The organism is Hydrococcus rivularis NIES-593 (assembly GCF_001904635.1).
In the GTDB taxonomy this organism is placed as follows: Bacteria; Cyanobacteriota; Cyanobacteriia; order Cyanobacteriales; family Microcystaceae; genus Hydrococcus; species Hydrococcus rivularis.
The window spans coordinates 144,797-168,947 of sequence record NZ_MRCB01000002.1 but is presented as its reverse complement, the minus strand read 5'-3'; the positions used below and the strand labels follow the sequence as shown (position 1 = coordinate 168,947).

General features: G+C 44.8%; 24 protein-coding genes and 1 pseudogene. 8 read left to right on the top strand and 17 right to left on the bottom strand.

From position 1 onward, the window contains the following. Positions 1-28: 28 nt before the first annotated feature. Positions 29-256 carry a hypothetical protein gene (locus NIES593_RS03115; protein WP_073598189.1) on the bottom strand — a complete coding sequence of 76 codons (228 nt, stop codon included), beginning with the start codon at positions 254-256 and terminating at the stop codon, positions 29-31. Between the two features lie 258 nt (positions 257-514). Between NIES593_RS03115 and NIES593_RS03110 the strand changes: the two genes are divergently transcribed. After that, the gene (locus tag NIES593_RS03110) at positions 515-985 is read left to right on the top strand and encodes a response regulator (RefSeq protein ID WP_073598188.1); all 471 of its coding nucleotides are present in this window, start codon (positions 515-517) and stop codon (positions 983-985) included. Positions 986-1,020: 35 nt separating this feature from the next. Here the strand turns inward: NIES593_RS03110 and NIES593_RS03105 are convergent, their stop codons facing one another. Together NIES593_RS03105 and NIES593_RS03100 are read right to left on the bottom strand one after the other, a co-directional pair. After that, a complete protein-coding gene (locus NIES593_RS03105) occupies positions 1,021-1,449 on the bottom strand; it encodes a Na-translocating system protein MpsC family protein (protein WP_073598187.1) in 429 nt (142 codons plus the stop codon). Positions 1,450-1,682: 233 nt separating this feature from the next. Then, a complete protein-coding gene (locus NIES593_RS03100; protein WP_073598186.1) occupies positions 1,683-1,868 on the bottom strand; it encodes an NblA/ycf18 family protein in 186 nt (61 codons plus the stop codon). 310 nt (positions 1,869-2,178) lie between these two features. On the opposite strand from NIES593_RS03100, the gene NIES593_RS03095 reads away from it, so the two are divergent. Continuing rightward, positions 2,179-2,454: a GlsB/YeaQ/YmgE family stress response membrane protein gene (locus NIES593_RS03095; protein ID WP_015144192.1), complete on the top strand. Its 276-nt coding sequence runs from the start codon at positions 2,179-2,181 to the stop codon at positions 2,452-2,454. Between the two features lie 115 nt (positions 2,455-2,569). Here the strand turns inward: NIES593_RS03095 and speE are convergent, their stop codons facing one another. After that, positions 2,570-3,478: a polyamine aminopropyltransferase gene (speE, locus tag NIES593_RS03090; RefSeq protein WP_073598185.1), complete on the bottom strand. Its 909-nt coding sequence runs from the start codon at positions 3,476-3,478 to the stop codon at positions 2,570-2,572. 422 nt (positions 3,479-3,900) lie between these two features. On the opposite strand from speE, the gene NIES593_RS03085 reads away from it, so the two are divergent. Further along, entirely contained in the window at positions 3,901-5,463 is a 1,563-nt protein-coding gene (locus tag NIES593_RS03085; RefSeq protein ID WP_073598184.1) for a phytoene desaturase family protein, read from the top strand. A 188-nt stretch (positions 5,464-5,651) separates the two neighbouring features. Here NIES593_RS03085 and NIES593_RS25090 read toward each other — a convergent pair whose 3' ends face one another. The 7 genes and pseudogenes from NIES593_RS25090 to glyA form a co-directional block, all read right to left on the bottom strand. Then, positions 5,652-7,757: a calcium-binding protein gene (locus tag NIES593_RS25090; RefSeq protein WP_073598183.1), complete on the bottom strand. Its 2,106-nt coding sequence runs from the start codon at positions 7,755-7,757 to the stop codon at positions 5,652-5,654. A gap of 482 nt (positions 7,758-8,239) precedes the next feature. Next, positions 8,240-8,737, bottom strand: a complete 498-nt coding sequence (gene aroQ, locus NIES593_RS03075) for a type II 3-dehydroquinate dehydratase (RefSeq protein WP_073598182.1) — start codon at positions 8,735-8,737, stop codon at positions 8,240-8,242. Positions 8,738-8,745: 8 nt separating this feature from the next. Then, positions 8,746-8,895: a hypothetical protein gene (locus tag NIES593_RS23895; RefSeq protein ID WP_175561018.1), complete on the bottom strand. Its 150-nt coding sequence runs from the start codon at positions 8,893-8,895 to the stop codon at positions 8,746-8,748. A gap of 201 nt (positions 8,896-9,096) precedes the next feature. Beyond that, the gene (locus NIES593_RS03070) at positions 9,097-10,362 is read right to left on the bottom strand and encodes a competence/damage-inducible protein A (RefSeq protein ID WP_073598181.1); all 1,266 of its coding nucleotides are present in this window, start codon (positions 10,360-10,362) and stop codon (positions 9,097-9,099) included. Between the two features lie 118 nt (positions 10,363-10,480). Beyond that, a pseudogene (locus NIES593_RS03065) lies at positions 10,481-11,752 on the bottom strand (PQQ-dependent sugar dehydrogenase). Between the two features lie 134 nt (positions 11,753-11,886). Further along, positions 11,887-12,951 carry a glycosyltransferase family 4 protein gene (locus NIES593_RS03060; protein ID WP_073598343.1) on the bottom strand — a complete coding sequence of 355 codons (1,065 nt, stop codon included), beginning with the start codon at positions 12,949-12,951 and terminating at the stop codon, positions 11,887-11,889. A gap of 170 nt (positions 12,952-13,121) precedes the next feature. Continuing rightward, positions 13,122-14,405, bottom strand: a complete 1,284-nt coding sequence (gene glyA, locus NIES593_RS03055; RefSeq protein ID WP_073598180.1) for a serine hydroxymethyltransferase — start codon at positions 14,403-14,405, stop codon at positions 13,122-13,124. Between the two features lie 189 nt (positions 14,406-14,594). On the opposite strand from glyA, the gene NIES593_RS03050 reads away from it, so the two are divergent. Together NIES593_RS03050 and NIES593_RS03045 are read left to right on the top strand one after the other, a co-directional pair. Beyond that, positions 14,595-15,416 (top strand): RMD1 family protein, encoded by an 822-nt coding sequence (locus NIES593_RS03050; protein WP_245817250.1) that lies wholly within the window; start codon positions 14,595-14,597, stop codon positions 15,414-15,416. Between the two features lie 453 nt (positions 15,417-15,869). Then, a complete protein-coding gene (locus NIES593_RS03045; RefSeq protein WP_139253610.1) occupies positions 15,870-16,217 on the top strand; it encodes a hypothetical protein in 348 nt (115 codons plus the stop codon). On the opposite strand, the gene NIES593_RS03040 is transcribed toward NIES593_RS03045, so the two are convergent. After that, on the bottom strand, positions 16,207-16,593 hold the full coding sequence (locus tag NIES593_RS03040; protein WP_073598177.1) for a DUF423 domain-containing protein: 387 nt from the start codon (positions 16,591-16,593) through the stop codon (positions 16,207-16,209). The genes NIES593_RS03045 and NIES593_RS03040 overlap by 11 nt on opposite strands. A 161-nt stretch (positions 16,594-16,754) precedes the next feature. Continuing rightward, on the bottom strand, positions 16,755-17,249 hold the full coding sequence (gene rraA / locus NIES593_RS03035) for a ribonuclease E activity regulator RraA (RefSeq protein WP_073598176.1): 495 nt from the start codon (positions 17,247-17,249) through the stop codon (positions 16,755-16,757). A 208-nt stretch (positions 17,250-17,457) separates the two neighbouring features. Between rraA and NIES593_RS03030 the strand changes: the two genes are divergently transcribed. The 3 genes from NIES593_RS03030 (at position 17,458) to NIES593_RS03020 (ending at position 20,361) form a co-directional block, all read left to right on the top strand. Beyond that, positions 17,458-18,669 (top strand): glycoside hydrolase family 10-like protein, encoded by a 1,212-nt coding sequence (locus NIES593_RS03030; protein ID WP_073598175.1) that lies wholly within the window; start codon positions 17,458-17,460, stop codon positions 18,667-18,669. A 223-nt stretch (positions 18,670-18,892) separates the two neighbouring features. Then, complete coding sequence (locus tag NIES593_RS03025) at positions 18,893-19,375, top strand: hypothetical protein (RefSeq protein ID WP_073598174.1); 483 nt, start codon at positions 18,893-18,895, stop codon at positions 19,373-19,375. Between the two features lie 137 nt (positions 19,376-19,512). Next, complete coding sequence (locus tag NIES593_RS03020; protein WP_073598173.1) at positions 19,513-20,361, top strand: methyltransferase domain-containing protein; 849 nt, start codon at positions 19,513-19,515, stop codon at positions 20,359-20,361. 54 nt (positions 20,362-20,415) lie between these two features. Here the strand turns inward: NIES593_RS03020 and NIES593_RS03015 are convergent, their stop codons facing one another. The 4 genes from NIES593_RS03015 to NIES593_RS03000 are packed head-to-tail and all read right to left on the bottom strand — an operon-like array spanning position 20,416 to position 24,013. After that, on the bottom strand, positions 20,416-21,408 hold the full coding sequence (locus NIES593_RS03015; protein WP_073598172.1) for a pentapeptide repeat-containing protein: 993 nt from the start codon (positions 21,406-21,408) through the stop codon (positions 20,416-20,418). A gap of 19 nt (positions 21,409-21,427) precedes the next feature. Then, the gene (locus NIES593_RS03010; RefSeq protein ID WP_073598171.1) at positions 21,428-22,564 is read right to left on the bottom strand and encodes a hypothetical protein; all 1,137 of its coding nucleotides are present in this window, start codon (positions 22,562-22,564) and stop codon (positions 21,428-21,430) included. A 22-nt stretch (positions 22,565-22,586) separates the two neighbouring features. Further along, complete coding sequence (locus tag NIES593_RS03005) at positions 22,587-23,576, bottom strand: SPFH domain-containing protein (protein ID WP_073598170.1); 990 nt, start codon at positions 23,574-23,576, stop codon at positions 22,587-22,589. 14 nt (positions 23,577-23,590) lie between these two features. Further along, complete coding sequence (locus NIES593_RS03000; RefSeq protein ID WP_073598169.1) at positions 23,591-24,013, bottom strand: NfeD family protein; 423 nt, start codon at positions 24,011-24,013, stop codon at positions 23,591-23,593. Between the last annotated feature and the right edge of the window lie 138 nt (positions 24,014-24,151).

Below are 24,151 nucleotides of genomic sequence, written 5' to 3'. Positions count from 1 at the left end.
TCCCCTTCATTAACTCGCCTGTGACTCGTTAATGAAGCGAGCATTGTGTTAAGATTTGCAGCGGGCGTGTTGGATTTAACTCCAGAGCAAACCAGTTAATGAAAAACACGCCCTCGTGTTTAATTGCCTCTCTATCTAAAAAGCAGCGATCGCGATCGAAAAAAAATTGAATTGCACCGATGCATTGGGTGAGCGATCGCCACCGAAGGAGAAGACTTATCGAGTCAGACTCATCCAAGCGGATGAGTTTTTCCATGATTGACAAAATCTTAAATTTTTCTAGAATTAGTGTAACAAAAAGTGTTTCATCTCCAACTCAAATTGCCTTTTCTTCACGAAGTGGAAGGAGACTCCGCTATTAAAAGGCGAAGTCTCCCCCCATCAACAGAGCAAACTGGTAAGGCTTATTGACTTGGAAATAGGGATACGAACCAGCTCTAGCTTAAGTGCCATGTGTTAAGCCACTCAGAGTATGCTTCGTCCGACTCGTTGAATTTTTTTGAGGGGACAGAAGATGGATTTAAACGGCTTTGTAGATCTTTTTGAAGCAAGTGTTCAAAAAACGCCTTTGGTTCTTGCTGTAGATGGGGATGAAGATAACCTGTTGCTAGTTAAGTACGTAGTCGAGCAGTTTAACTGCACCTTATTGAGAGCGACAAGTAGCAGAGAAGCTCTCTCTTTAGCCAGAGAAAACCAACCCGATCTGATCGTTCTGGAAATGGTTTTACCAAAGTTAGACGGCTTCGAGCTAGTTCGTATTCTTAAAAATAACGGTTTGACCGCTCGCATTCCCCTCATCGCAGTCACGCAATTAGCTTCGCCGAGAGAACGAGAGAAAATCCTCAATGTCGGTTGTGAGGCATATCTAAGCAAACCTTATCTGTTTGAGGATCTAGAAGCAATTCTCAGTCGCTATCTCGATCGACTTCCTGCGAGGACAGTTGCTGCCGAGGCAGAAGAGCAGATGTGTTTGCTTCCGGAGTAGCAGATCCTCCGCCTTTTGATGACTAAGCCTCTTTCTTATGCAACATCATTGCTCCTGGCAGACGGTCTTCTCGATCTCACTCCAGGAATCGTCTCTGGGTTGCGAACTTGCGGGTTAGCAGCAAGGACAGCAATTATTCCCGTGCGACTCGTTTCTAGCGTAGCGTCGCTAAGCAAGTCAATAACTTCAACCTTCATAACCTCTTCGAGCAACTCTTTTATTTGAGGTTGAGTGACCTCATCTAAAGTGGAGCGGATCTGTTGTGCCAATTCTTCTTGACCTTCTTGAGCTAAAAGCTGCTCGGCAGGAGTCACGGAGTCTTCGATAATGATGACTAATTTCTGCTCGAATAGCTGAGAGGTTACCTTAGTCGGTTGATGTCCGAGTTGGTTGCGATAGAAAGATTGAATGCGCTGGCTGAGCGCTCTTTCCAGTTGTCCGCGAGTTGGATTAGTTGTTGTCATTGGCGTACTTTTTGATTGATTTAGACTGCAATCACAAGTCAGAGAAAAGACAGATCCTCTAAGTTATCAAAGGCAGTGTAATTTCTTTTTATGGCATTCTGCTTGTCATCGCTTTAATCGTCACCAGTCCGATAGAGATATAGTTAAAATCTAGCTCAAAGCTCAATCATTCTGTAGATAGATGCTAAGATTTTAAAGAGGATGATTTAGGCGATCGCTGGTAAAGCGATTAATTAAACAATCTGCTTGACTAACGATCTAATCGCATTATCTTTCATCATCAACAATCGGGCTGTTTCAAGTAACAGTGAAATTGCTTGTTCGCGGCTCATTCCCTGTGTAGATTGTTCCATAAGTCTCATTTGAAATTGTTGCTCTAAAGTCAGTTCTAAATTTAGTTCGAGTGGCTCGGAACTCATCTTTACACCTCTCATTTAACGAGCAAGCTCTTGGAAAAACCTTTAGTTGATGACAATAAAAATTTATTGCTATCTCCAAAATAAAGTCTTGTTGATAGGGTAGCTTCTGTCAGAAGATATAATTCAAATTTTTACTTCGCGATCGCTACGCTCAACACGACATTCTATACTTTTGGGATAATCTGTCCCTCTAGAGACAGATAGATTTCTTTTTTTTTTATCCAATTTGATAGAAGAAAAGAACTCAGCAATTTCGGTAAGTTTAAAAATGTTAATCCAGAGATAATAACTCGGTTCAAGGAGAAAAAAGATGAATATTATTGCCTGGTTAGTTTTAGGTCTGATTGCTGGAGCACTGGCAAAACTAATCTACCCTGGACATCAAGGCGGCGGAATTATAGCCACTATCGTGTTAGGGATTTTGGGCGCTCTAGTCGGTGGCTATTTAGGTCAAGTTTTATTGGGAAGTCCTGGCGCTGCCGCTGCCGCAACAGGAACTTTATCGATTGGCGGCATTATTTTTGCCGTTCTTGGAGCTATATTGCTGATTTTCATTTGGGGATTGATTACGCGCCGCGCTGCATAGACTACTCGAACTTACATCGAGCGCTTATGGGAGAAAAAATGGCTTCAGAAAGACATAAGAGAGCTTTAGTATCTAAGATAAATTAAAGCAGAGTTTCACTCTGCTTTTTTCTGTATTACCCATTTATCATTTTCTGAACATAAGTTGGTAGGCAAAATGCCGCTTTGTGGACATCTGCATTGTAGTAGTGCAGGTCGTGTTCTTTAGCGAATTGTGTGGCTTTGTTGTAATCAAAATTTTCGATTGGATGCGGTCCCTGCTTGGAACAGTAGGTCAAACTCCACATTCCCGTTGGATACATAGGAATAAATACTAAATAACAATGTACGCGATCGCTGCCAAAAACTTGCTTGAGACATTGATTGAGTTCGATAAATGCTTTGGGATTATAGGATGGCGACTCACTCTGTACCGTTACCACCCCACCAGTACGCAAACAGCGATAGACATCCTCATAAAACGACTTTGTAAAGAGTCCTTCCGATGGTCCTACCGGATCTGAAGAGTCGATTATAACCAAGTCGTAGGAAGCATCAGCAGCTTCTTTGACAAATTTAATCCCGTCGTCAATTAATAAATTTAATTTGGGATGGTTGAACGCAGACGAAATTGTCGGTAAAAATTGTTTGGAAGCTCGTACGACAGCTTCATCGATTTCTACCATTGTCACCCGTTCGATCCCCGGGTAGCGAACCAGTTCGCGAATCGTCCCCCCGTCGCCGGCACCAATGACCAGCACGTCCTTAACGCTGGGATGAGTTTGCATTGGTACGTGGGCGATCATCTCATGATAGGATGCTTCATCTGCTTCGGTACACATGACCATGCGATCGATGGTCAGCATTTTTCCATTCCCGTAAGTATCGAATACCTCTACCGTTTGGTAGGGGGAGTCTTCTTTAAAAAGGCGATCGCCCTTAATATGAATCGATAGTGCAATACTTTCATTACCATCTATCACCCATTCAGACGGATTGAATTGGGAAGATGCCAGCTCAGAAGCAGGTCGATCGGAATTAGTCATCTTAAGCTGCCTATAGAGTTTCAGGGGATAAGTATACGATGTCAGAGCGATCGGCTCAAGACTTTATGGGAGTAAAAGCGATCGCTTGAAAAAAGTGTCTTTTGGATTATTTCCCCCTCAAGCAGGAATTTACTCGCTTAGAGAAGGTAACTTTAGGTTGAGAAATACAAAGATTGTTCAACTTAATTAAATTTAATTAAATATAGGTTTTGTTACTTGATAAGCTAAATTATATAAGCCAAAAAATCTCGATCGCTTCGACTTAATTAATTCACATCAGTCAATATCCAATTGTCGATCATCTAACGATTCAGACTCAATCTTTACTCTCTACTATTGTCCGATCGATCTTTTATAACCTTCACAGCAGAGTTCTCAATTACCAGATTCTTGTATGGACGTGCAGATGGAGGAAATCTGAGATGGAAACCTTTGATTATGTCATTCTGGGCGCGGGATTAGGCGGACTTTCGGCAGCAGCTTGCCTGACTCGACAGGGACAGCGGGTTGTAGTTCTAGAAAAGCATTATCTGCCAGGTGGGTGTTGTCACACTTTCGACTATGGCGAGTATAGCTTTTGTGCGGACGTACACTACATTTCGCAATGCGGTTCCGGTCAGACGATTTCTCAATTTCTTAACTACATCGATCGCGATGTTCCTTTTAGCAGTCTCGATCCGGACTGCATCGATCGCGTCATTACACCGGAAACCGAGTTTAAGATTCCTCTAGGTTGGGAAAACCTACGCGATCGTTTGCTAGCCACGTTTCCAGAAGAAACAGTTGCCATCAATCGCTACTGCGATGAAATCAAGCACCTCCATCAAGAAATGCACGACTTGCAACAGGAAGTTCGCTGGTTCGATCGCAAGTGGACGGATTGGTTAAAGCTGCCAAAATACTGGAATCTCTTCCTCAAGAGTCATTGGACGTTGCAAGATCTCTACGATCGCGTCGGACTGTCGCCCAAACTGCAAGCCATATTAGCAGGACAGAGTGGCGACTATGGATTGCCCCCCAAAGACATTGCATTAATTACTCATACCTCGCTGGTTTGGGACTATTCCGAAGGGGCTTACTATCCCCAACATCACTTTAAGCACTTTGTTGACACGATTGTGGAAGCGATTGTTGCTGGAGGCGGCGTTGTCAAGCTTTCAACCCCCGTAGAACATATCCAAGTAGAAAATCGTCTCGTTCAAAGCGTGACGGCGGGTGGCGAAACTTATCGGGCAAGCAAAGCCTATATCAGCGATCTAGACCCTAAATTGACGGTTCAGCTAATGCATGACAGGGATGCCTTGAGCGTACAGGAGTATCAACGTCTGACCAGTTACCAATATTCAGCCAGTGCATTCAACATTTACCTGGGATTAGACAGCAGTTTTGACCCGCAACGCTATGGTATCGGGAACTGGAATGTCTGGTACTATCCAAATAGCAACTTAAACGAGGCTTACCAGCGTCAGCTAGAGGGCGACCTCAGTCATCCCTGGATTTTCTTGTCCTGTCCGACTATGAAATCCAGCGAACCCGGAATGGCACCAGAGGGGCATCACGTTCTGGAGATCGTCACCATTTGTTCCTACGAACCTTTTGAACATTTGCACAAAACCGATCCCAAGGCATACAAAGCTAAGAAACGGGAAGTTTATAAGCAGACGATGGTCAGCGTGCAGGATTTGATTCCCGATGTGAATGCTCACACCCGCATGAAACTCTATGGCACGCCTACGACTACTGAGTTCTATTTGGGACAACCGCAGGGCAATATTTACGGTGCGAACCTCATTCCCAAACAAGTTGGCTTAAACCGTTTAGGATATAGAACCGAATTGCCAAATCTCTTCTTAGTCGGCGCAAGTGCTGGCTATCCTAGCGTTCCGGGCGTGATTAGCAATGGAATGGATGTGGTAGAGTTGATATCGGGGCGATCGATCCGAAAACCAATCGAAGCACCTAAACCTTTAGTTGGAACCAGATGAGATTAGACGATCGCTCTTACTTAAAACTAATGTGAGAGCGATCGTACATTCATAAGAAATAACTAATACCAATTTTCATTAGTCATGATACACATTCTTCTCCCCTCTCCCAAATTGGGAGAGGGGTTGGGGGGTGAGGGCGATCGACTATCTGTGTCATTAATGAATGAAAAATTTTGCAAGCTTTTCTAGGCGATGACGATATCGGCATTAGTTAAATCGGGTAAACTGCTGAGGGTTGCAATTAGAACTTGCGTCGCAGCCCCCGTACCATCGCGATCGTAGAACAATGCACCATTAGATTTATCGTACATAAAGCGATCGCCCTCGTCTGTTGCTATCTCCCCCAAAACGAACTGAGATGCTGCCAGCGAACTACCTGCCTTTAATCCACCGCCAAAACCAGCAGCAGAAACGAAAATCGTATCGTCAGCAGGGATAAAATCGGTAATGCGATCGCTCCGTTCGTGGAGAGATGAAAACCTAAAGCTGTCTGCACCGACACCGCCAGTGAGAGTATCGTTGCCGATACCGCCTATTAATGCGTCATTCCCCGAACCGCCTGCAAGCACGTCGTTACCGCTACCGCCACTTAGAGTATCTGCACCAGAAGTACCTGTAAAAGTTTTACCGCTAGGAAATTCATAAGCACCGATATCGGCAATAGCGGTCTTATTTCCATCCCCATCGATAGGACGAGGCGTACCAATTTGATCGGTAGCGGGCGCACCGCTATTGGTTGCGCGATCGATCGCCATACTTCCAGGCAATAGGGGATGAACTAATAACCCATTCATTTCTTGCACAGAACCTAATTGGGGATCGGCAATGGTAATTTTCGCGGTGGCATTGTAATCGTTGAAATTATTCGTTTGTTTGGGAGGATATTGAAGATTATTTCCATTGTCGGTTAGTTCCCGATTGGTATGCTGTTGAATCCTCCAATTATTCGTACCGTTAGAGGCGGTGTTTTCATAAAAAATCGTATTTTTGACAGTGACAGGCGACTTATCTGCCGACACCCCACCGCCTACCCATCCAGCATAATTGCGAGCAATGGTGCTATTTACAATATCTGTCTGTCCGTACAATGCCATCGCCCCACCATTACCGCTTTTTTCGAGGGATTCGGCCCGATTGCCAGAAAAAGTAGTATTGCTAATTGTTGTAGGGGCATTCATCATCCACAATCCACCCCCCTGATTGGCAGCTTTATTGCCAACAAAACTGCTGTCAGTAATTGTCAGTCCGCGATTGACACTATTACTCATCACCACGACCCCACCACCATTCCCTGCATTTCCACCATTAGCTAGGGCTGAGATTTGATTATTTTCAAAGAGGCTTTTAGTAATCTTGACGCGATCTAAAGCACCTGTATAAAGATAGGCTGCACCGCCTTCTCCTTTGCCTTGATTATTTTCAAAGATACTATTGGCAATATTAATTTCGCCACCAGTCTTACTATCGGCAGAACTAGCTCTATCTGCAAAAATTGCTCCGCCATATCCTCTTAAAAATGGATTTTTTTTGCCTACATCGTAATAGGCTGCTGTTGTTTTATTATTGATAAATTGACTATCTTTAATAGTTAATTTGCCATTCAAACTGTTAATAGCACCTCCGTTAATGCCTTGGTTGTTAATAAAATCGCTATTGGTAACGGTTAGGTTATTGGGTCCCCAAAAAGCAATTGCCCCTGCTCCTCTTTCATCATTACTAGCGATTGCTTTATTGCTTTCAAAGTAACTCTCCGTCACTGTTAAATTGCCTTCATAAGCACTAAAAATTGCTCCTCCTCCTTTGTTGGCAACATTATTTTTAAAAATAACTTTCTCTACGGTTAAATTGCCTTGATGAGTAGTACTAATTGCACCGCCGCGATCGCTAGTATAACCATTGACCAGCGCTAGATTTTTGAGAGTTAAGTTAGTCGGCGTAGCAGAGGTAGAGTTTAAATAAAATAGGCGAGTTTGATTATTTCCATTAATCGTTAAATTACGAGCATCGCCGCCATCTATAGTTAAATTTTTGCCAGCAGGAATTGAAAGTTGACTTTTCAGGAAAATCGTGCGATCGGCTAAACTAGCAGAGAATTCAATAATATTTCCTGACTTAGCATCTTGAATGGCTTGTCTGAGAGATCCAGCTCCACTATCGTTAGTATTAGTAACGAGTAAAATATTTGAGCTAGAAGACTTCGTAGAAACCGCAGGATTTTGAAGATTATTTGTAGATTTCGTAGGTTCTGTCGATTGAGTGTTATTCTGCAAAGATTGAGATTGAGCGAGCATGGAAGGGATGCAACAGAAGAACACTCTGAGGATAATTCATATTTCAGTTAACTATCATCCGTAGATTTTCGAGAATAATTAAATTATTTATCTTCAATTCATTCTCGATGATATGTAGTTATACTGATTAGGTAAAATTGAAGATCGGTAGTTATACGGATTGCGCAAATAGTAAATATTATTAATATTAATTAGGCAAAAATTAGACCGGAAAACGTGTTGAAAGCTAGATGCAATGGCACAAAAGGATTCAGGAGAGATTGTCTCATCCCATGATTTAGATACAGCTTTTCTCTTTCTAAGTAAGGTACAGTCTAATACCAATTTTCAGGTTTTCACGATCGACATTCTTCTCCCCTCTCCCAAATTGGGAGAGGGGTTGGGGGTGAGGGCAATCGACTATCATTAATGAATGAAAAATGGTATAACTTCTAACTTCTGCCTTAAAACTATAAGTTATGTACCTCATCCAAAGAGAACTGCTATAAATATCCACTCAAGCTTGGCAGATCTTCGCCCTTTGATTTTCTGATGTGGCGAATCAAAGCTTGCAGTCCGAGACGATAGCTTTCTGCTCCGAATCCACTAATTTGACCGATCGCTACTGGCGCAATGTAAGAATGATGGCGAAACTCTTCGCGCTGATAAATATTGCTCAAATGAACTTCAACAGCAGGAATCTTAACAGCACAGAGGGCATCTCGAATAGCTATACTCGTATGAGTATAAGCTCCTGCATTGATTAAAATGCCTTCGTGCTTTCCTAAAGCGCGATGGATTTCGTCAACTAAAACGCCTTCGTGGTTTGATTGTAGGCAAGATACTGTAGCGCCTAATACTTGCGCCTCTTCCACCAAAAGACGATTAATATCATCTAGGGTGACGGTTCCATAAAATTTTGGTTCTCTATGCCCTAATAGATTTAGATTAGGACCATGGAGAACCAAAATACATAGTTGATGCAAACTATCGGAAGACACTAGGAGGATTATCTGTGTTGGCGACGCTGAGGATCGTTAACTGGAATGGGAATCAGCTCTGGTTCGGGTTCGGGTTCGGGTTCGGGACCGAGAAGGGTTTCAATGAGCTTACGCGCCCATTCTTTCAGCTTTTCCAACACTTTGTCCAAATAGTCCATCGAATAGACGGCTCCTCTGATATAGTGGCTTGTTGTTTTTAGCTTGTCAGACCTTGAGCTGTTAGGCTGTTTTTTGCTATCGACGTTAATTATATTGGTTCGACTTGCCAGTTCTTAGAATGACAAACCTAGTTTTTTACTTTTTATAGTTATATTAAGATTAACACAGCTTTTAAAAATGAGTGCGGCTTGCACAAAGATTTACAATTTTTTGTTCTTTCTCGTTAACAGCCTGCGCCGCAATAGATCCAAGGCATTAGCAGCTGCGATCGAGCGAACGGATTCGCGATCGCGCATTGCCCCCAGACGATATTCCACACTCTGCGCTGTTCCATCGGGGGCTGCTATACCAATATAAACTAATCCCACCGGCTTAGTTTGAGTGCCGCCGCCAGGACCTGCAATGCCAGTAATGCTCAATCCCCAATTCGTCCCCAGTTGCTTTTGAACTCCCGCTGCCATCTGTTTGGCTACGGGATGACTCACAGCGCCAAATTGTTCTAAATCCTCTCGATTGACTCCCAGTAATGAAATCTTGACGCGATTGTCGTAAGCGATAACGCCCCCCACAAAGTAGTCGGAACTGCCTGCAACCGTCGTCAACATCGCTCCCAATCCACCTCCAGTACAGGATTCGGCGACACTTACCGTTTCTCCTACCTCTCGTAACAATCGTCCGACGACTGAGGCGAGCGTATCATCGTCAGACCCATAATAATCTAGTCCAGCAATATCGCGTATTTGTTGGGCAACGGGTTCGATCGACGCGATCGCGTCTGCCTGAGAACTTGCCTTAGTAGAAACTCTCAGCCTTACTTCTCCTAGCGAGGCGTAAGGTGCGACGGTGGGATTGGTTAAATCGAGGAGAGGGGCGACTTTTTCTGCCAAAGCTGACTCACCAATGCCTCTAAACCTCATCATGCGGCTATAGATAATCTCTTTGCCCCAACCCTGACTTTTGAGGAAAGGAACTGCCGTTTCTTGCCACATTCGTTTCAGTTCACTAGGAACGCCAGGAAAAGTTAGAATTGTCAATCCCGGACGCGGTTGCCAAATCATGCCCGGTGCAGTGCCGCTGGGGTTGGGCAAGACTTCTGCTCCTTCGGGGAGTAAAGCTTGCTTGCGGTTGTTAGGAGTCATTTTGCGCCCGATACTAGCGAATTTTTGGGCGATATCTGCGATGATTTCCGGTCGTTCGACTAAAGGCGTATTAAAGAAATTTGCGATCGCTTCTGTCGTCAAGTCGTCGGGAGTCGGTCCCAATCCCCCCGTAAAAATAAGAATAGAGGCGCGTTTGCTAGCAATCTCGATAACTTGCTGCAATCGTTCTAGATTGTCGCCAACGGTGCTTTGATAATAATGGGGGATGCCCAGACTGGCTAGCTGCTGCGCTAAAAACTGCGCGTTAGTATTGAGGATATCTCCTAGCAGCAGCTCGGTTCCAACACAAATAATTTCTGCACTCATAGTTATCTAGAGCTTTGACAATACCATTAGATTAAGCTAAAAACTCTATTTCTTGATGCTAGGATTAGTGAATGCTCGTAATCATCGCGATCGCGCCATAACAGGCAGTTGAATTTCATCATCCAGTTGCCGGTTCGAGGCGAATCAGTTGACCCATTTGCTCGTCGGTCAGGACGTATAAAAACCCGTCGGGTCCTTGACGCACATCTCGCACTCGCTGACCGATGTTAATCGACTGTTGACTCAACACATTCCCATCTGCATCTAGATCGATGCGGCGCACATCCTGCGAAACTAGCCCCCCGGCGAATAGATCGCCTCTCCAATCAGGAATGCGATCGCCACTGTAGAACGCCAATCCCGATGGTGCGATTGCTGGAGTCCAGACCATTTTAGGATCTACCATCCCCGGACGCGATCGCTCCTTAGAAATCTCGCCCCCTGTATACTCGCGACTGTGGGTGACGAGGGGCCAGCCGTAATTCTTGCCCGCTTCTATCAGATTCAGTTCGTCACCGCCTTGCGATCCGTGTTCGGTTGCCCACACCCGCTTCGTTGTCGGATCGAAGGAGAGTCCCTGAATGTTACGATGTCCGTAGCTCCACGCGGCAGGCTCAGCATTGGCGTTATTGACAAAAGGATTGTCTTGCGGAATCGAGCCATCATCATTGAGACGCACAATCTTACCCAAATCGCTGCGAAGATTCTGTGCCTGCTTGCGGATTAAATCGCCCGCTAGTTGTATGGGTGGATTGCCTCCATCGCCGATCGCCACTAACATCGTACGGTCGGGCAGCCAAAGAATGCGCGAACCGAAGTGCTGTCCGCCCGATTTGGACTGAGACACCTCAAAAATGACGCGCAAATTGGTTAGTGCCTTGCCGTCAAAGGTGGCACGAGCAACGCGGGTACGGTTGGCATTTTCGGTGCCGTGAGAATAGGTGAGATAAACAAAGCGATTCTCTGTAAAGCGAGGATGGATAGACACATCCATCAATCCGCCTTGACCTATTGCCTACACTTCCGGTATCCCAGTAATTGAGTTCGGATCGAGTACTCCATTGCGCACAATCCGCAATCGTCCTGGACGTTCGGTAATTAGCATCGCGCCATCGGGCAACCAGACCACACTCCAGGGACGTTCTAATCCCTCGACTACTGTGGTTCGACGAACGTCTAAAGTACGAACCGCTTCGCTGGTGCCAGTAGTTGAAGGCTGCGACGATGTTTGTCGAGTAGAGGAACCTGCGGTTTGGTCAACCCTAGCAGCATCGGGTGAGGTTTGCGTCAACGAACATGCCGCGATCGCAAACAAAACGAGGCTTTGGGCGATCGCAACCGTAAACCCAGGTTTGATACTGCTTTCTAAGCGAGCGATTTTTGCTTTCATCGCAAACCTCCTAAATGGGATTTAGACGCGCGATCGCGAAAACCTGAAAATTGGTATTAGGTTTTATGGCTCGCCACGTTGACAGCCACCTGTATGGGAAACGCTCATAGCCACTTACTTATTCTCTAAAATATTTAGCGCGATCGATCTTCATCAATTCGCCGACTATTGCGCCAGACTTGCCAACCTACATAGGACAGTAGCATAGTTGCCCCGATCGCGTATCCCCAACCGCTAGGAATATTGGAAAGCCCCAGGGCTAAGCTGCCCACCCACAGCGTCAGCGCATAAATAAAAACGACGCTCAAACGCTGGGAAAGTCCTGCTTCTAGCAGTCGGTGATGGAGGTGGCTTTTATCTGCCTTAAAGGGCGATCTGCCTTTGCTCAGACGAGAAAAAATGACGGCTGACATGTCCAGAATCGGCACGGCTAAAATTAAATATGGGAGTAAAACTGCCGTAACTGCCGTCGTTTTAACCAAACCGATTACGCCGACTGCCGCTAGGGTAAAGCCCATAAAATAAGCCCCCCCATCTCCCATAAAGATTTGTGCTGGGTTGAAGTTGTAGCGCAGAAAGCCCAACGAACCTCCTGCCAAAGCAGCAGCAATCAAGGCGGCAGCTGGTTGCTTCATAAAAAGTGTGACAATCAACATCACTACGGCAGCGATGCCGGAAACTCCCGCTGCCAATCCGTCTACCCCGTCGATCCAGTTAATGGCATTTGCCATTCCCACTAGCCAAATGACTGTGATCGGTAAACTCAACCAGCTAGTATGAACTAAGCCATCGAAAGGAACTGTCAGAAAATCGATGCGAACTCCCATTCCCCAGGCAGCGGCGGCAAAAACCGTTTGCATCACCAGTCTCGAACCGGGGGTCAAGTGATATAAGTCATCCGCCAAACCGATGAGGAAGAAGGCAATTCCCCCTAAAATAACGCCGAGGATTTCCCATTCTTTGGGTTGATAAAGCCCTTTAAATCCTCCCAGCCACCAGACAAGGAGGATTGCTGTCAGGGTACCGACAAAAATGGAAACGCCTCCTAGTCGCACCATGGGACGTTCGTGGATTTTTCGGTCGTTGGGTTTATCGATATACCCACTTTTGAGACCGATCGTTCTGACGACTGGCGTACTCCAGAGGACGACAGTCATCGAGAAGAGGAAGGCAATTAGATGATATAGCTCTCCAGGCATGGATGTGGGAAGAGTAAGCGAACTTGGGTTTTCTGAGGCAGAGTTTACCTCAATCATCTTCCTTTCGAGCGGGAAGTAACCCAAGTTTACGCGATTGGTCATCACTTATGAGTCATTAGTCATTAGTTTAGTTTCTTGTTGGTATAAAAAATGGTAGAGAACGGTAAAATTTAAGCGATCGCTGGTACGGGAATTTTGAGATGGGGATAGAGGGGAAAGCGATCGCACAAGCTGGCAACTCGACTCAAACAGTTTTGCTTGACGGCTTCGTCTTCTGGATCGAGCAGGCGATCGGCAATAATATTGGCAATTTCGGTAAATTCCGCTTCTCTCATGCCTCTGGTGGTTACGGCAGGCGAACCCAAACGCAAGCCGCTAGTCACGAATGGGGATTCCGGGTCGAAGGGCACGGTATTCTTGTTAGCAGTGATGTTTACGTCGCCGAGTAATGCATCGGCACGCTTGCCCGTCATACCAATAGAACGAAGATCGACTAGCATGAGATGGTTGTCGGTGCCGCCAGAAACGATCTTAAAGCCGCGATCGCTTAGTCCTTTTGCCATTGCCTGGGCGTTGGCAATCACTTGAGCGCAATAGGTCTTGAATTCTGGCTTGAGCGCTTCTCCAAAGGCTACCGCTTTCGCAGCAATAACGTGTTCTAAAGGTCCTCCTTGGCTGCCTGGGAAGACGGCTTTATCGAATTTCTTGCCCAGTTCGGGGTCGTTAGTGAGAATCAATCCGCCTCTAGGACCGCGCAGCGTTTTGTGAGTGGTTGTGGTGACGACGTGGCAGTGAGGAATTGGGTTGGGATGGTTCCCAGTAGCAACTAATCCAGCAATGTGGGCGATATCGGCAAGCAAGTATGCACCTATTTCATCGGCGATCGCGCGGAATTTGTCGAATTCGATGATGCGAGGATAGGCAGAATAGCCACAAATAATCAGTTTGGGACGTTCTTTGAGGGCTAATTCTCTAATTTGGTCGTAATCGAGGCGTTCGGTTTCTTTGTTGACTCCGTAGTGGCAAACTTTAAACCATTTACCAGAGACATTGACGGGCGAACCGTGGGTCAGGTGTCCGCCATGGGACAAGTCCATTCCCATAATTGTATCTCCTGGCTCTAGCAGCGCTAAGAAGACGGCAAAGTTCGCTTGTGCGCCGGAATGGGGCTGAACGTTGGCATAGGCAGCGCCAAAGAGTTCTTTGGCGCGATCGATCGCTAGTTGTTCTACTCGATCGATATATTCGCAGCCGCCATAATAGCGTTTTCCGGGTAATCCTTCCGCGTATTTGTTGGTTAAGACGGAACCTTGTGCGGCAAGGACGGCAGCAGAGGTAAAGTTTTCGCTAGCAATTAACTCCAAATGATCGCGTTGGCGCTGGAGTTCGTGCTGGATAATTTCGGCAACGGCTGGATCGGTTTGAGCCAGAATATCTAAGTTGGTTTGAGTCACGTTCGGTGAATTCCTAATTAATAGCTAAATATATTATCTGGGTTTGAGGTTACGAATTGTAACCATCCATAATTTTAGCCTTTTTTCTGTATCGTTCTTGGCAATTCTAAAGAACTCATCAATTAACTCGATCGATTGCTATTGTTAATTAAGAATTGCGATCGCAGATTGGGCGCTACAAATAAAGATATGACCTCACCCATACCAAAGATGCACAAAGCACTCTTCGTCGATAAAAGTACTGTCAAAGTCCGCGCTTTGTTAATCGGGCAGAGCATTAATATAAAAGCATTAGAAAAGACAGATTATTTGGCACTTAACCCTCTCGTGGTGGCTGCTGGCAAGCAAGGTTGCGCCATTCTCTTTCGCTATGGCGCGATCGCACTCTTTAATCTAACTCCTGCAGAAGAGAAAGAGTTTTTAGCCAACTTGAACCCTCTAATAACTTCACCCGTCGATTCTCCCGAAGTAGAAGAGGTAGAAATTCATCAAGACGCAACAAATCCTGGAAGAGTTGAAGGAGACATTATCTTTCTGCCTCAGTTTAATCTCGAAAGCCTACAGATTGTTGCAGATATTTTAGCTAAAAGCGTTATCTTGGCTTATTATGAAGCCCGAACGGCTAGTGCTTTCGATCGCATCGAACCGTTTGCCGTCAGACTACAGCACGCCCGTTGGAGTAGGCATCAGGTTCGAGAATTACTCCAGCAACTCGGCAATACGCTTTCTATCGATCATAAAATGGTAGGTCGAGTTGAAATTATTGATAAACCGGAACTTCTTTGGGAATATCCTGAATTAGAGCCGCTCTATCGACGATTGGCGCTTGAATATGAAGTCAGAGAAAGACATTTAGTACTAGAACGCAAGCTAGAACTTGTTTTTCGCACGGCAGAAACCGCACTAGGTTTGTTGCAGCACAACACGAATTTGAGAGTTGAATGGTATATTGTCATTCTCATCGTTGTGGAGATTATTTTGTCTTTATACGATCTTGTTTTTAGAGGTTGATAAAGTCTTTTACAAATAGTTTCTAGATTTTTAAAACAATCGATCGGTAGTTTGCAATCGAAAGTTCATTAATCTGACCTCGTTTTTGAGCATTGCTATTAATATTTCGACTTCCTACAAAAGGTTCGATATACAGCATTTCTCAGATAGACAAAGTACGTTGACATTGCTAAAAAGCCCTATTGGTAAAAACTTGTGCGTACTGCAACTTTGTGAGAAACGCTGTATCTTGCGATCGCATTATTTTCTATCTCTTTAAGCAGATATTGTTTTATTTGTTTTCGAGTTCGAGATCGTCCGAAACTCTTATTCTTGCGTGAATGGACGGCTAAATTGCCTTAACCCGAACTGACGTTAAAATAGATATAGAGATAGAGATTAGCTTAATAAAAAGTGCATTGATTATGGAGAGTGTAGGGAGTGCAGCCTAGCTATCTCTCGCACTTAACTATTGTGTTTAGCTCGTTCGCCAAAGCCATTCTAGCGTTGACATCAGTTGCCTCGCTATTCATTCTTGTGCCTGCTGCCAAGACTCAAACCGTGCCGTCTACCTCGCGAGTTTTGCCGTCCACGCCCAAAACCCAACAAATCATTAATGGATTGAGCTATCCTAACAGTTCGCAACGATTTTTTGAACAAGGACAGCGCAAGTTTGAAACCGAAATCAAGAATCTGCTTGAGAGAAAGTATACTCGATCGGAATCGCTCCTCAAAATCCCTGATGAGCTACTGCAACATGGCTTTTTATCGCCTACCGAAGAATTGCCGGCAGTGCTTAAAAAAGAGGATGTTAAAGGATAGCTTTATAGGCGAAAGCTGCGATCGCAAGCATTCCCCATCCGACTAAAAATGCTATACCTCCCAAAGGGGTAATTGCCCCAAGCCATTTAATGCCACTTAAACTCAGGGCATATAAACTTCCACAAAAAAGTGCGATCCCAACAATAAAAGCATAACCTGCTACCATCAGCGGAATGGTAACTGTTTCAACACGACTTAACAAAATAGCAACCAATAACAATGCAAGGGCATGATACATCTGATATTTTGCCCCTGTCTCAAAGATTTCTAGGGCACGTTCTGTTAATTTGGCTTTCAGTGCATGGCTGGCAAATGCTCCCGCTGCAACGGATAAGCCAGCTAAAATTGCCGCGATCGCGATAAAAATTCGACTCATCATCGTTGGACTTCAAGATCGACCTTCTAATAGTCATCACTACAACCAAGATAAATTATTCTATCAGCGATCGCATAGAATCCGAATCCATTTCCCGAATTGAATTTAAAAGCAGAGCAAGTAATTGATTTTGGAAAATCGAGTTAAACGCTTTCTCTTTGTTAGGCAGAAAGGGGAACAGAACTGACGACAATCCCATCTAGGTCAGCATATAGCCATTCCCCCGGAGTAAACGTAACCTCGCCAAAACGCACAGGAATATTTTTGTCTCCCAAACCGCGCTTGAGGCTTTTAAGAGGGTAAGTATTGAGTGCCTTAACGCCTAGCGGAAGTTTAGCAATCACGGACGCATCGCGGATTGCACCGTAAATGACCAGTCCAGCCCAACCATTTTTAACGGCTAATTCGCCTAGTCGATTGCCAAGAAGCGCACAGCGCAGCGAACCCCCTCCATCTACGACCAGGACGCGATCGTTACCCGCCTCTGAAAGCATCTCGCGCACAAGAGAATTATCCTCAAAGATTTTGAGAGTAGCGATCGAACCGCTAAACTCGATGTTGCCCCCGTAGTCGCGAAACAGAGGTGCAACAATCCGCACTTTACCTTCGTCGATGAGCGCTTCATTAGCATCGAGTAAATCGGTGGTATTCGGCACAATCCCCTCCAACAACCCAGAAAAATTTTAGCGAATGCAGTTGTGCTGGAATGATTTAAATACCTAATTAAAAATATTTTAGCCTAATAATTAACTAAACCTTTAAGCAATCTAAATACTTGTAGACTAGAGGCTAGTGAATTCTAGCCGTAGGATGATGCAATCTAAAAGATTACGTGCCTGGATAACCAACTCATGACTCAAGCCTATGAAATTAAATTTCATTTCTAAAAGTTGGCGACGATCGCTGAAATATCTTCTCCCAATCCTTTTTTTAATACCATTATTTGCGGTATTGCTAGCAGGCAGATCTCCTTGGGCGATCGCGCAGTCTCCTCGTCAGGAAATTCGCGGGGTTTGGTTAACTATCAATGACATTGATGTACTCAAGGATCGCGCCAAAGTTCGGGATGCCGTCAGCCAACTAGCGCGACTAAACTTCAACACGATCTATCCGGTAGTGTGGAATTCCGGCTATGTAATTTATCCCAGTGCCGTAGCACAACGGATGGGCATCCAACCTTTTGTCTACCATGGTAGACAAGGACAAGATCTGCTCGCCGATCTCATTATCGAAGCCCATCGTCAAGGCTTGCTAGTGATTCCTTGGTTTGAATTCGGTTTCATGACTCCCCCTACATCAGAACTTGCCTTGAATCATCCTAATTGGATTACGCAACGGCGGGATGGCAGCCAAACTTGGAATAGCGCTGCTGGCGAGGTTGTATCGCTCAATCCTTTTCTTCCAGAAGTACAGCAGTTTATCACCGATCTCGTCTTGGAAATCGTCAGCCAATATGATGTCGATGGCATTCAGTTTGACGATCACATGAGTTTGCCCAGGGAATTGGGTTACGATCGCTACACAATTGACTTATACGTCCGCGAGACCAAGAAAAATCCCCATCCCGACTCTCAAAATCCTGAATGGGTGCGCTGGCGTGCCAATAAAATCACGGCGTTTATGGAACGACTCAACAAAGCTGTAAAAGCTAACAAGCCCCATGCGATTTTCTCAGTTGCTCCTGCCTCCTATGACTTTGCCTATAAAGCACATCTGCAAGATTGGCGTGCCTGGGTACAGAAGAATATCGTAGACGAGCTAATCGTGCAAATTTATCTTTCCGATCTACAAAGTTTTCTTGAAAAGATTAACCGTCCAGAAATTCAAGAAGCACAACAAAAGATTCCAACCGGAGTTGGTATTTTAACAGGATTGCGAAATAAACCGATTCCAATGCAACAAGTTCAATCTCAGGTGTTAGCGGCTCGCGATCGCGGCTTGGGTGTATGCTTCTTCTTCTACGAAAGTCTCTGGGATTATGCTCCAGAACCAATCGCAGAGCGACAAGCTCGATTTCAATCTCTTTTCCCCATCCCCGCACGCCGCTTCGCATCTCACGGCTTCGCGATCGAATAGCAATGTGGTTCCTTTGTACGGATAGTTATACCATTTCTAAAAAAGAACGCTACAAATACTCAAGGAAAAAGCCTGACACCCAGAGCGGCTGACTAATGGCGAACCGATATCATTGCGAATTGTCAATTGCGAATTATCTTGACACAAGCTTGTCATATATCTGTCACAATGCCGTCATATCGAGCAGCTAATTTAATAATGTCGGTAATTTGGATTAACTCTAGTGAATGAATCGCTCTCGCTCAATAAAACAATCGCGAACTTTGTTTTAGCTAACTTTGGTTTTAGAGAAAAAAAAATTAATTCGGCACGGGCAAGCGCAGATCGTTGCGCTATTGAAACAACAACTGCTGGCGGTGCCTCGACGATTAGCAAAAAAGGGAATTTGCATCGGCGTACAGTTGGTGTTTTTCTGCACCATCGCGATGCCAAAGTAGCGCTTGAGGAACTCAGAAAGGTAGGCTTTCCGATGAGTTGGATCGCTCTAGTTGCCCGCCAAGGCAAGCGCTACGATTGGATGCCGGGTTTGACAGTTTGCGATCGCTTTGACGAGGACGAGTTTTCTGAAGCCGGTTGGCAGTTTTTTCAAAAATATTATAAGCGGGGTAGGTATCTCATCATCATCAAGGGAACTGAGGATGCAATTAGCTATGCCGAAGCGATTTTGAGCCGCCGTCGGGGACGTTCGGAAGTTTGGCACTTATAAAAAGCGAATTGCTCAACAACCAAAGACTTATACTAAAACGTTTATACAGATTCGCTTTCTATCAGAGCTGTCTTGTAATTTCCTAGTAGATTAACTATAGATTGAGTAATTATTTCTTTTTTAGAAGATGACAGTTTATGAGTTCTAGCCTCAATCGGCAAATTCAACAATTCTACGATTCCTCCAGCAGACTGTGGGAAGAAATCTGGGGGGAACACATGCACCACGGTTATTATGGTAGGGCTGGTACCTATAAAATAAATCGCCGTCAGGCACAAATCGATCTGATTGAAGAACTCCTCGACTGGTCAAAGGTACGAACTGCCGAAAATATTCTTGATGTTGGATGCGGCATCGGCGGCAGTACCCTATACTTAGCCAAGAAATTCAACGCCCAAGCGACAGGAATAACCTTATCGCCCGCTCAAGCCGCTAGAGCCACGCAAAGAGCGCAAGAGTTCAATTTAGAAGAAACAGTGCGATTTCAAGTGGCTGATGCCCAAAATATGCCTTTTGAAGACAATAATTTTGACTTGGTGTGGTCGCTAGAAAGTGGCGAACACATGGCAGATAAGTCCAAGTTTTTGCGCGAATGCTACCGAGTGCTAAAACCGGGCGGGACGTTAATTTTGGTAACGTGGTGCCATCGTCCCACTAACTCTTTGGCAGGAGAACTCACAAGCGACGAACAACGCCATCTAGAAGAAATTTATCGCGTGTATCGCTTGCCTTATGTCATTTCGCTGCCAGAATACGAAGCGATCGCGCTTTCCTGTGGCTTTAGGGATCTCCATTCCGACGATTGGTCTATGGCGGTTGCTCCCTTTTGGGATGTTGTTATCGATTCGGTTTTCGAGCCTAAAGCCATTCTCGGTCTTTTGCAAAGCGGTTGGACAACCATTCAAGCTGCCTTCTCCCTTGGGCTGATGAGTCGCGGCTATCAACGCGGCTTGATTCGTTTTGGTTTGCTCTGCGCCATCAAGTAGCAAGCCAGTTTAGTGTTGCCAGGTTTCTTCCCTTCACGGATTAGGACGTTTGTACTACCCATGAACTTTCCCGTCGGGCATGGTAGCGCCTGTTAACTTGACCGCAGTCAGGTTAGCGCTCATCAGGTCGGCTTGTGTCAGGTTCGCATAACTAAGATTGGCTCCAATCATGTTGGCTCTGGCAAAAAAAGCTCCGATCGATTCTGCTTCGCTCAAATCTGCATCAGCTAAATTTGACCGACTGAAATCGGCTTGATTCATTCTCGCCGCTCGCAAATTTGCCATGGTTAAATTAGCCCGCGTCAATACCACATGAGTCATGTTAGCTCCTTGGCAATTGGCTTCTGGCATCTCTGCTTGTACCATCTGGGCACGCACTAAATTCACATTAGTCAGATTCGCTCCAATAAGTTTAGCCCCGGTTAGATTCGCTTCTGTTAATACGGCACCTTTAAGATTGGCTCGGCTGAGATCCGCTTGGCGCAAGTCAGCCCCCCGCAGATTGGCTTCTGTTAGGTTAGCACCGACCAGATTCGCTCTTACCAAATCGACCCCCTTCATATTGACCCCTTGTAAGTCCGCACCCGCCAAATTAGCTCCTTGCAAGTTGGTGTTGTAACTTTTCTTCTCCTGACGGAGATTCGCCCCTCTCAGACAAGCGCCTATCAGGGTTGCGCCGCTCAAGTCAGCTCCGCGTAAGTCTGCGCCAACTAGGTTGGCATCCAGCAAAATTGCCAGAGTAATATCGGTTTCTTGCAAGTTAGCTCCTTGTAAGGTGGCTCCATGTAAGTTAGCGCTGCGAAGGTCTGCGCCGCTGAGATCTGCCTGATTGAGACTCGCTCCGCTCAAGTTAGAACCGACAAGATTGGCATTAGATAAATTAGCTCGATTTAGATAAGCAAATAGTAAGTTAGCTCCTTGAAGATCGGCTTCATTGAGGATAATCCCAATTAGATCTGCCTCGGCTAAATTGGCTAGTGGCAGTTTAATGCCGCTAAAGTTAGTTTCTCCATCTGCATATTTTTTTAATAGGTCTTCAACTTTCATAGCACTTCTGTTAATGGTTTTAATTATTGGTTAGATGAGGTTTAATAGCTTCAATAATTGTGCTGGCAGTTTGCATATTTGTCTCAAAGTCTGTCAAAATTCTAGCAGCCGCAAAAAGTTTCGATTCCGTGTCGGTCAAACTTTTGGCAGATTGAATTAGTTCTTTGAGGAGATCGTCTAATGTATAACTTCTCAGCATTGCCCAATCTTGATTATTTTTATCCCAAGATTGATAGAGAATGGAAAAAAGCAAAACTTTTGCTCGCAATGGATTGGTATACTGCATAATTTCCAGTCGCAACTCAAAAAGATTTAAAGTTTTTTGCGGTTGTTGCGATCGCTCTGATTGGGGCTGAACTTCAGAGGCTTGCTCGACGCTTAGATCGATAACCGACGTACCAAAATTTTGAGGAATTGGTTGTTGAGGTTCGACAGGATTGGAAATACTATTAAAGTTACTAACTTGAACGAATTGAGCATTGACAATTTGCGTGGCAGTTTCTTCTTTTAGGGTGTTTAGATTTTGTTTATTGTTATATAATCCTCCCAATTGATTAACAATAATATTGGCGATCGCTAAATATAAATTTTGTTTGTTAATATTTTGGACGAGTTTGATTAAAGCTCTCTGTAGTTCGTCTTTAGTTGGATAATGTTGCATTAATTCTCTAATCAAACTAGAAAGACTATAACTGTCGATGATTTGTATATCGTTTTCCCATCGCTTCCGACAAACTGAATAAATTACTTTTTTGATTCTCGCTTGCTCCTGATGATTTTGCAGCTTTGAAGCAACTAAATTTAATATCTCGGACGAAGTAGAACTAGCTATAATAGCCGTTTGCGGCTCGTCTTCTAAATATTTATAGAGCCTGCTGATGCGAGCGAAGATAACTTTAGCAACTTCGGTGTAAATGTTAGGACGATTTAAGGTTTTCACCAATTCGACTAGCGCTTCTTTAAAGCGATCGAGGGTTGGGTAAGCGCTAATCAATTCTTCAATTAAATCGCCCAAAGAAAAAGTATTGAGAATATCGAGCATATTTTCCCAATATTTTTTGCAAAGACAAAAAATAACTTTTTTAATCCTAAGAGACTCTTCGTGATTTTCTAATTGTCGAACGGTTTCATTGAGTAGGTCGGATGGTAGGGGCATAAGCGATTGACAATTTCTTTTTTTAATCGGCACAATGATGGTCAATTTTTTCTACCTCTAATTCCAGGGAAGATTTTTCCTGTGCGATCGCACAACGAATTCCTTCTAGAGTAGAGATCAGACTGCGAGGGTCCATGAACAGCACTTTAGAACTTTTGCTAGTGCCAATAGTTTTCCCCATTTCTAAGTAATTCTGTGCCAGGAGAAACTGAAGGGCTTCGAGAGCGTGGGAATCTCCATCGAGCTTTTTAGTGACGATTGTCAAAGCTTGGGCAGTGGCTTCGGCTTGAAGGATTTGCTGCTGGCGTTCGGCTTCGGCTTTGAGGACGATTGCTTCTTTTTGGGCTTCGGCTTCGAGAATAGCAGCTTTCTTGAGGGCTTCGGCTTCGAGAAGTCTGGCTTGGGCTTTTCCTTGGGCAGAGTTAATAGCGGCATCTCTTTCCCCTTCTGAGGTTAAGATGGCTGCTCGCTTTCTCCTCTCTGCCGACATCTGCAATTCCATCGATTCTTGCACGGCTTTAGAGGGCATGATGTCCCGCAGTTCTACCCGCGTGACTTTGACTCCCCAAGGGTCGGTGGCAATATCGAGTTCCCGCAGGAGGATTTCATTGATTTCTGCCCTAGCAGTGAAGGTTTCATCGAGTTCGAGCTTGCCAATTTCAGTAAGGACGAGATTGACCATCGCATCGCGGAGATTCTCGACTTTGTAATAAGCTTTCTCGAGATCTACGATTTTCCAGTAGACGACCGCATCGACTGTAATGGCGACGTTATCTCTGGTGATGCACGACTGCGGCGGAATATCGATAACTTTTTCGCGGATGGTTTCTCTGTAGACAATGCGCTCGACAAAAGGAATAACAAATTTGAGACCGGGGGTCAGTTTTTTGTTGTAGCTTCCCAGCCGTTCTACTAAGGCTTCGTTTTTTTCATTAATAATTTTGACGGAGCTAGCCAGTGCCGAGCCGCCGAAAATCAAGAAAAAGAAGATAAATGAGAAAAATTGATCCATAATTTTAGTTATTTCTAGAACGTAACGGGTAAGATATATAAAGTATTCCCTTTTCGCTCGACAATATAAACTTTTTGATGAGGGGCGATCGCTAGATTTTCATCGGCACAGACTGCTCGCCAGGAACTGCCTTCATAGAGAACTCTTCCCGCCTGTCCTGGCGCAATTTCTGTTAAGGTTTCTCCTTCAGTATCTCCCTCTAGCATGGAAACTTTTCGCTTGGGAGCTAGCAAGCGCTGCGAAAGGAAAATCGAGGTAGTAGAAAAAAATAGCCACAAAAACACCTGCAACGTCAGATGGGGAACGACTAGCGAGACTGCCGCTACTAAGATCGCGCTAATTCCCATCATGAGTTCTACAAACGCAGTAGGGAAAATTAACTCCATCAAACATAGAATAGAGCCAGCAATCAGCCACAAAAGAGGTGTACTTAACATAGGCAGAGAAAGTAGCGAGTCTAACTAAAATTAGTGGCAAATTTAATCAGCGAGCATTTGCAGCTCAATCATAGCTTTCCCATAAAAAAGGATTTTCGCTCAATAGATGTACCTTGAAACTCACAATTTAGAAGTAGA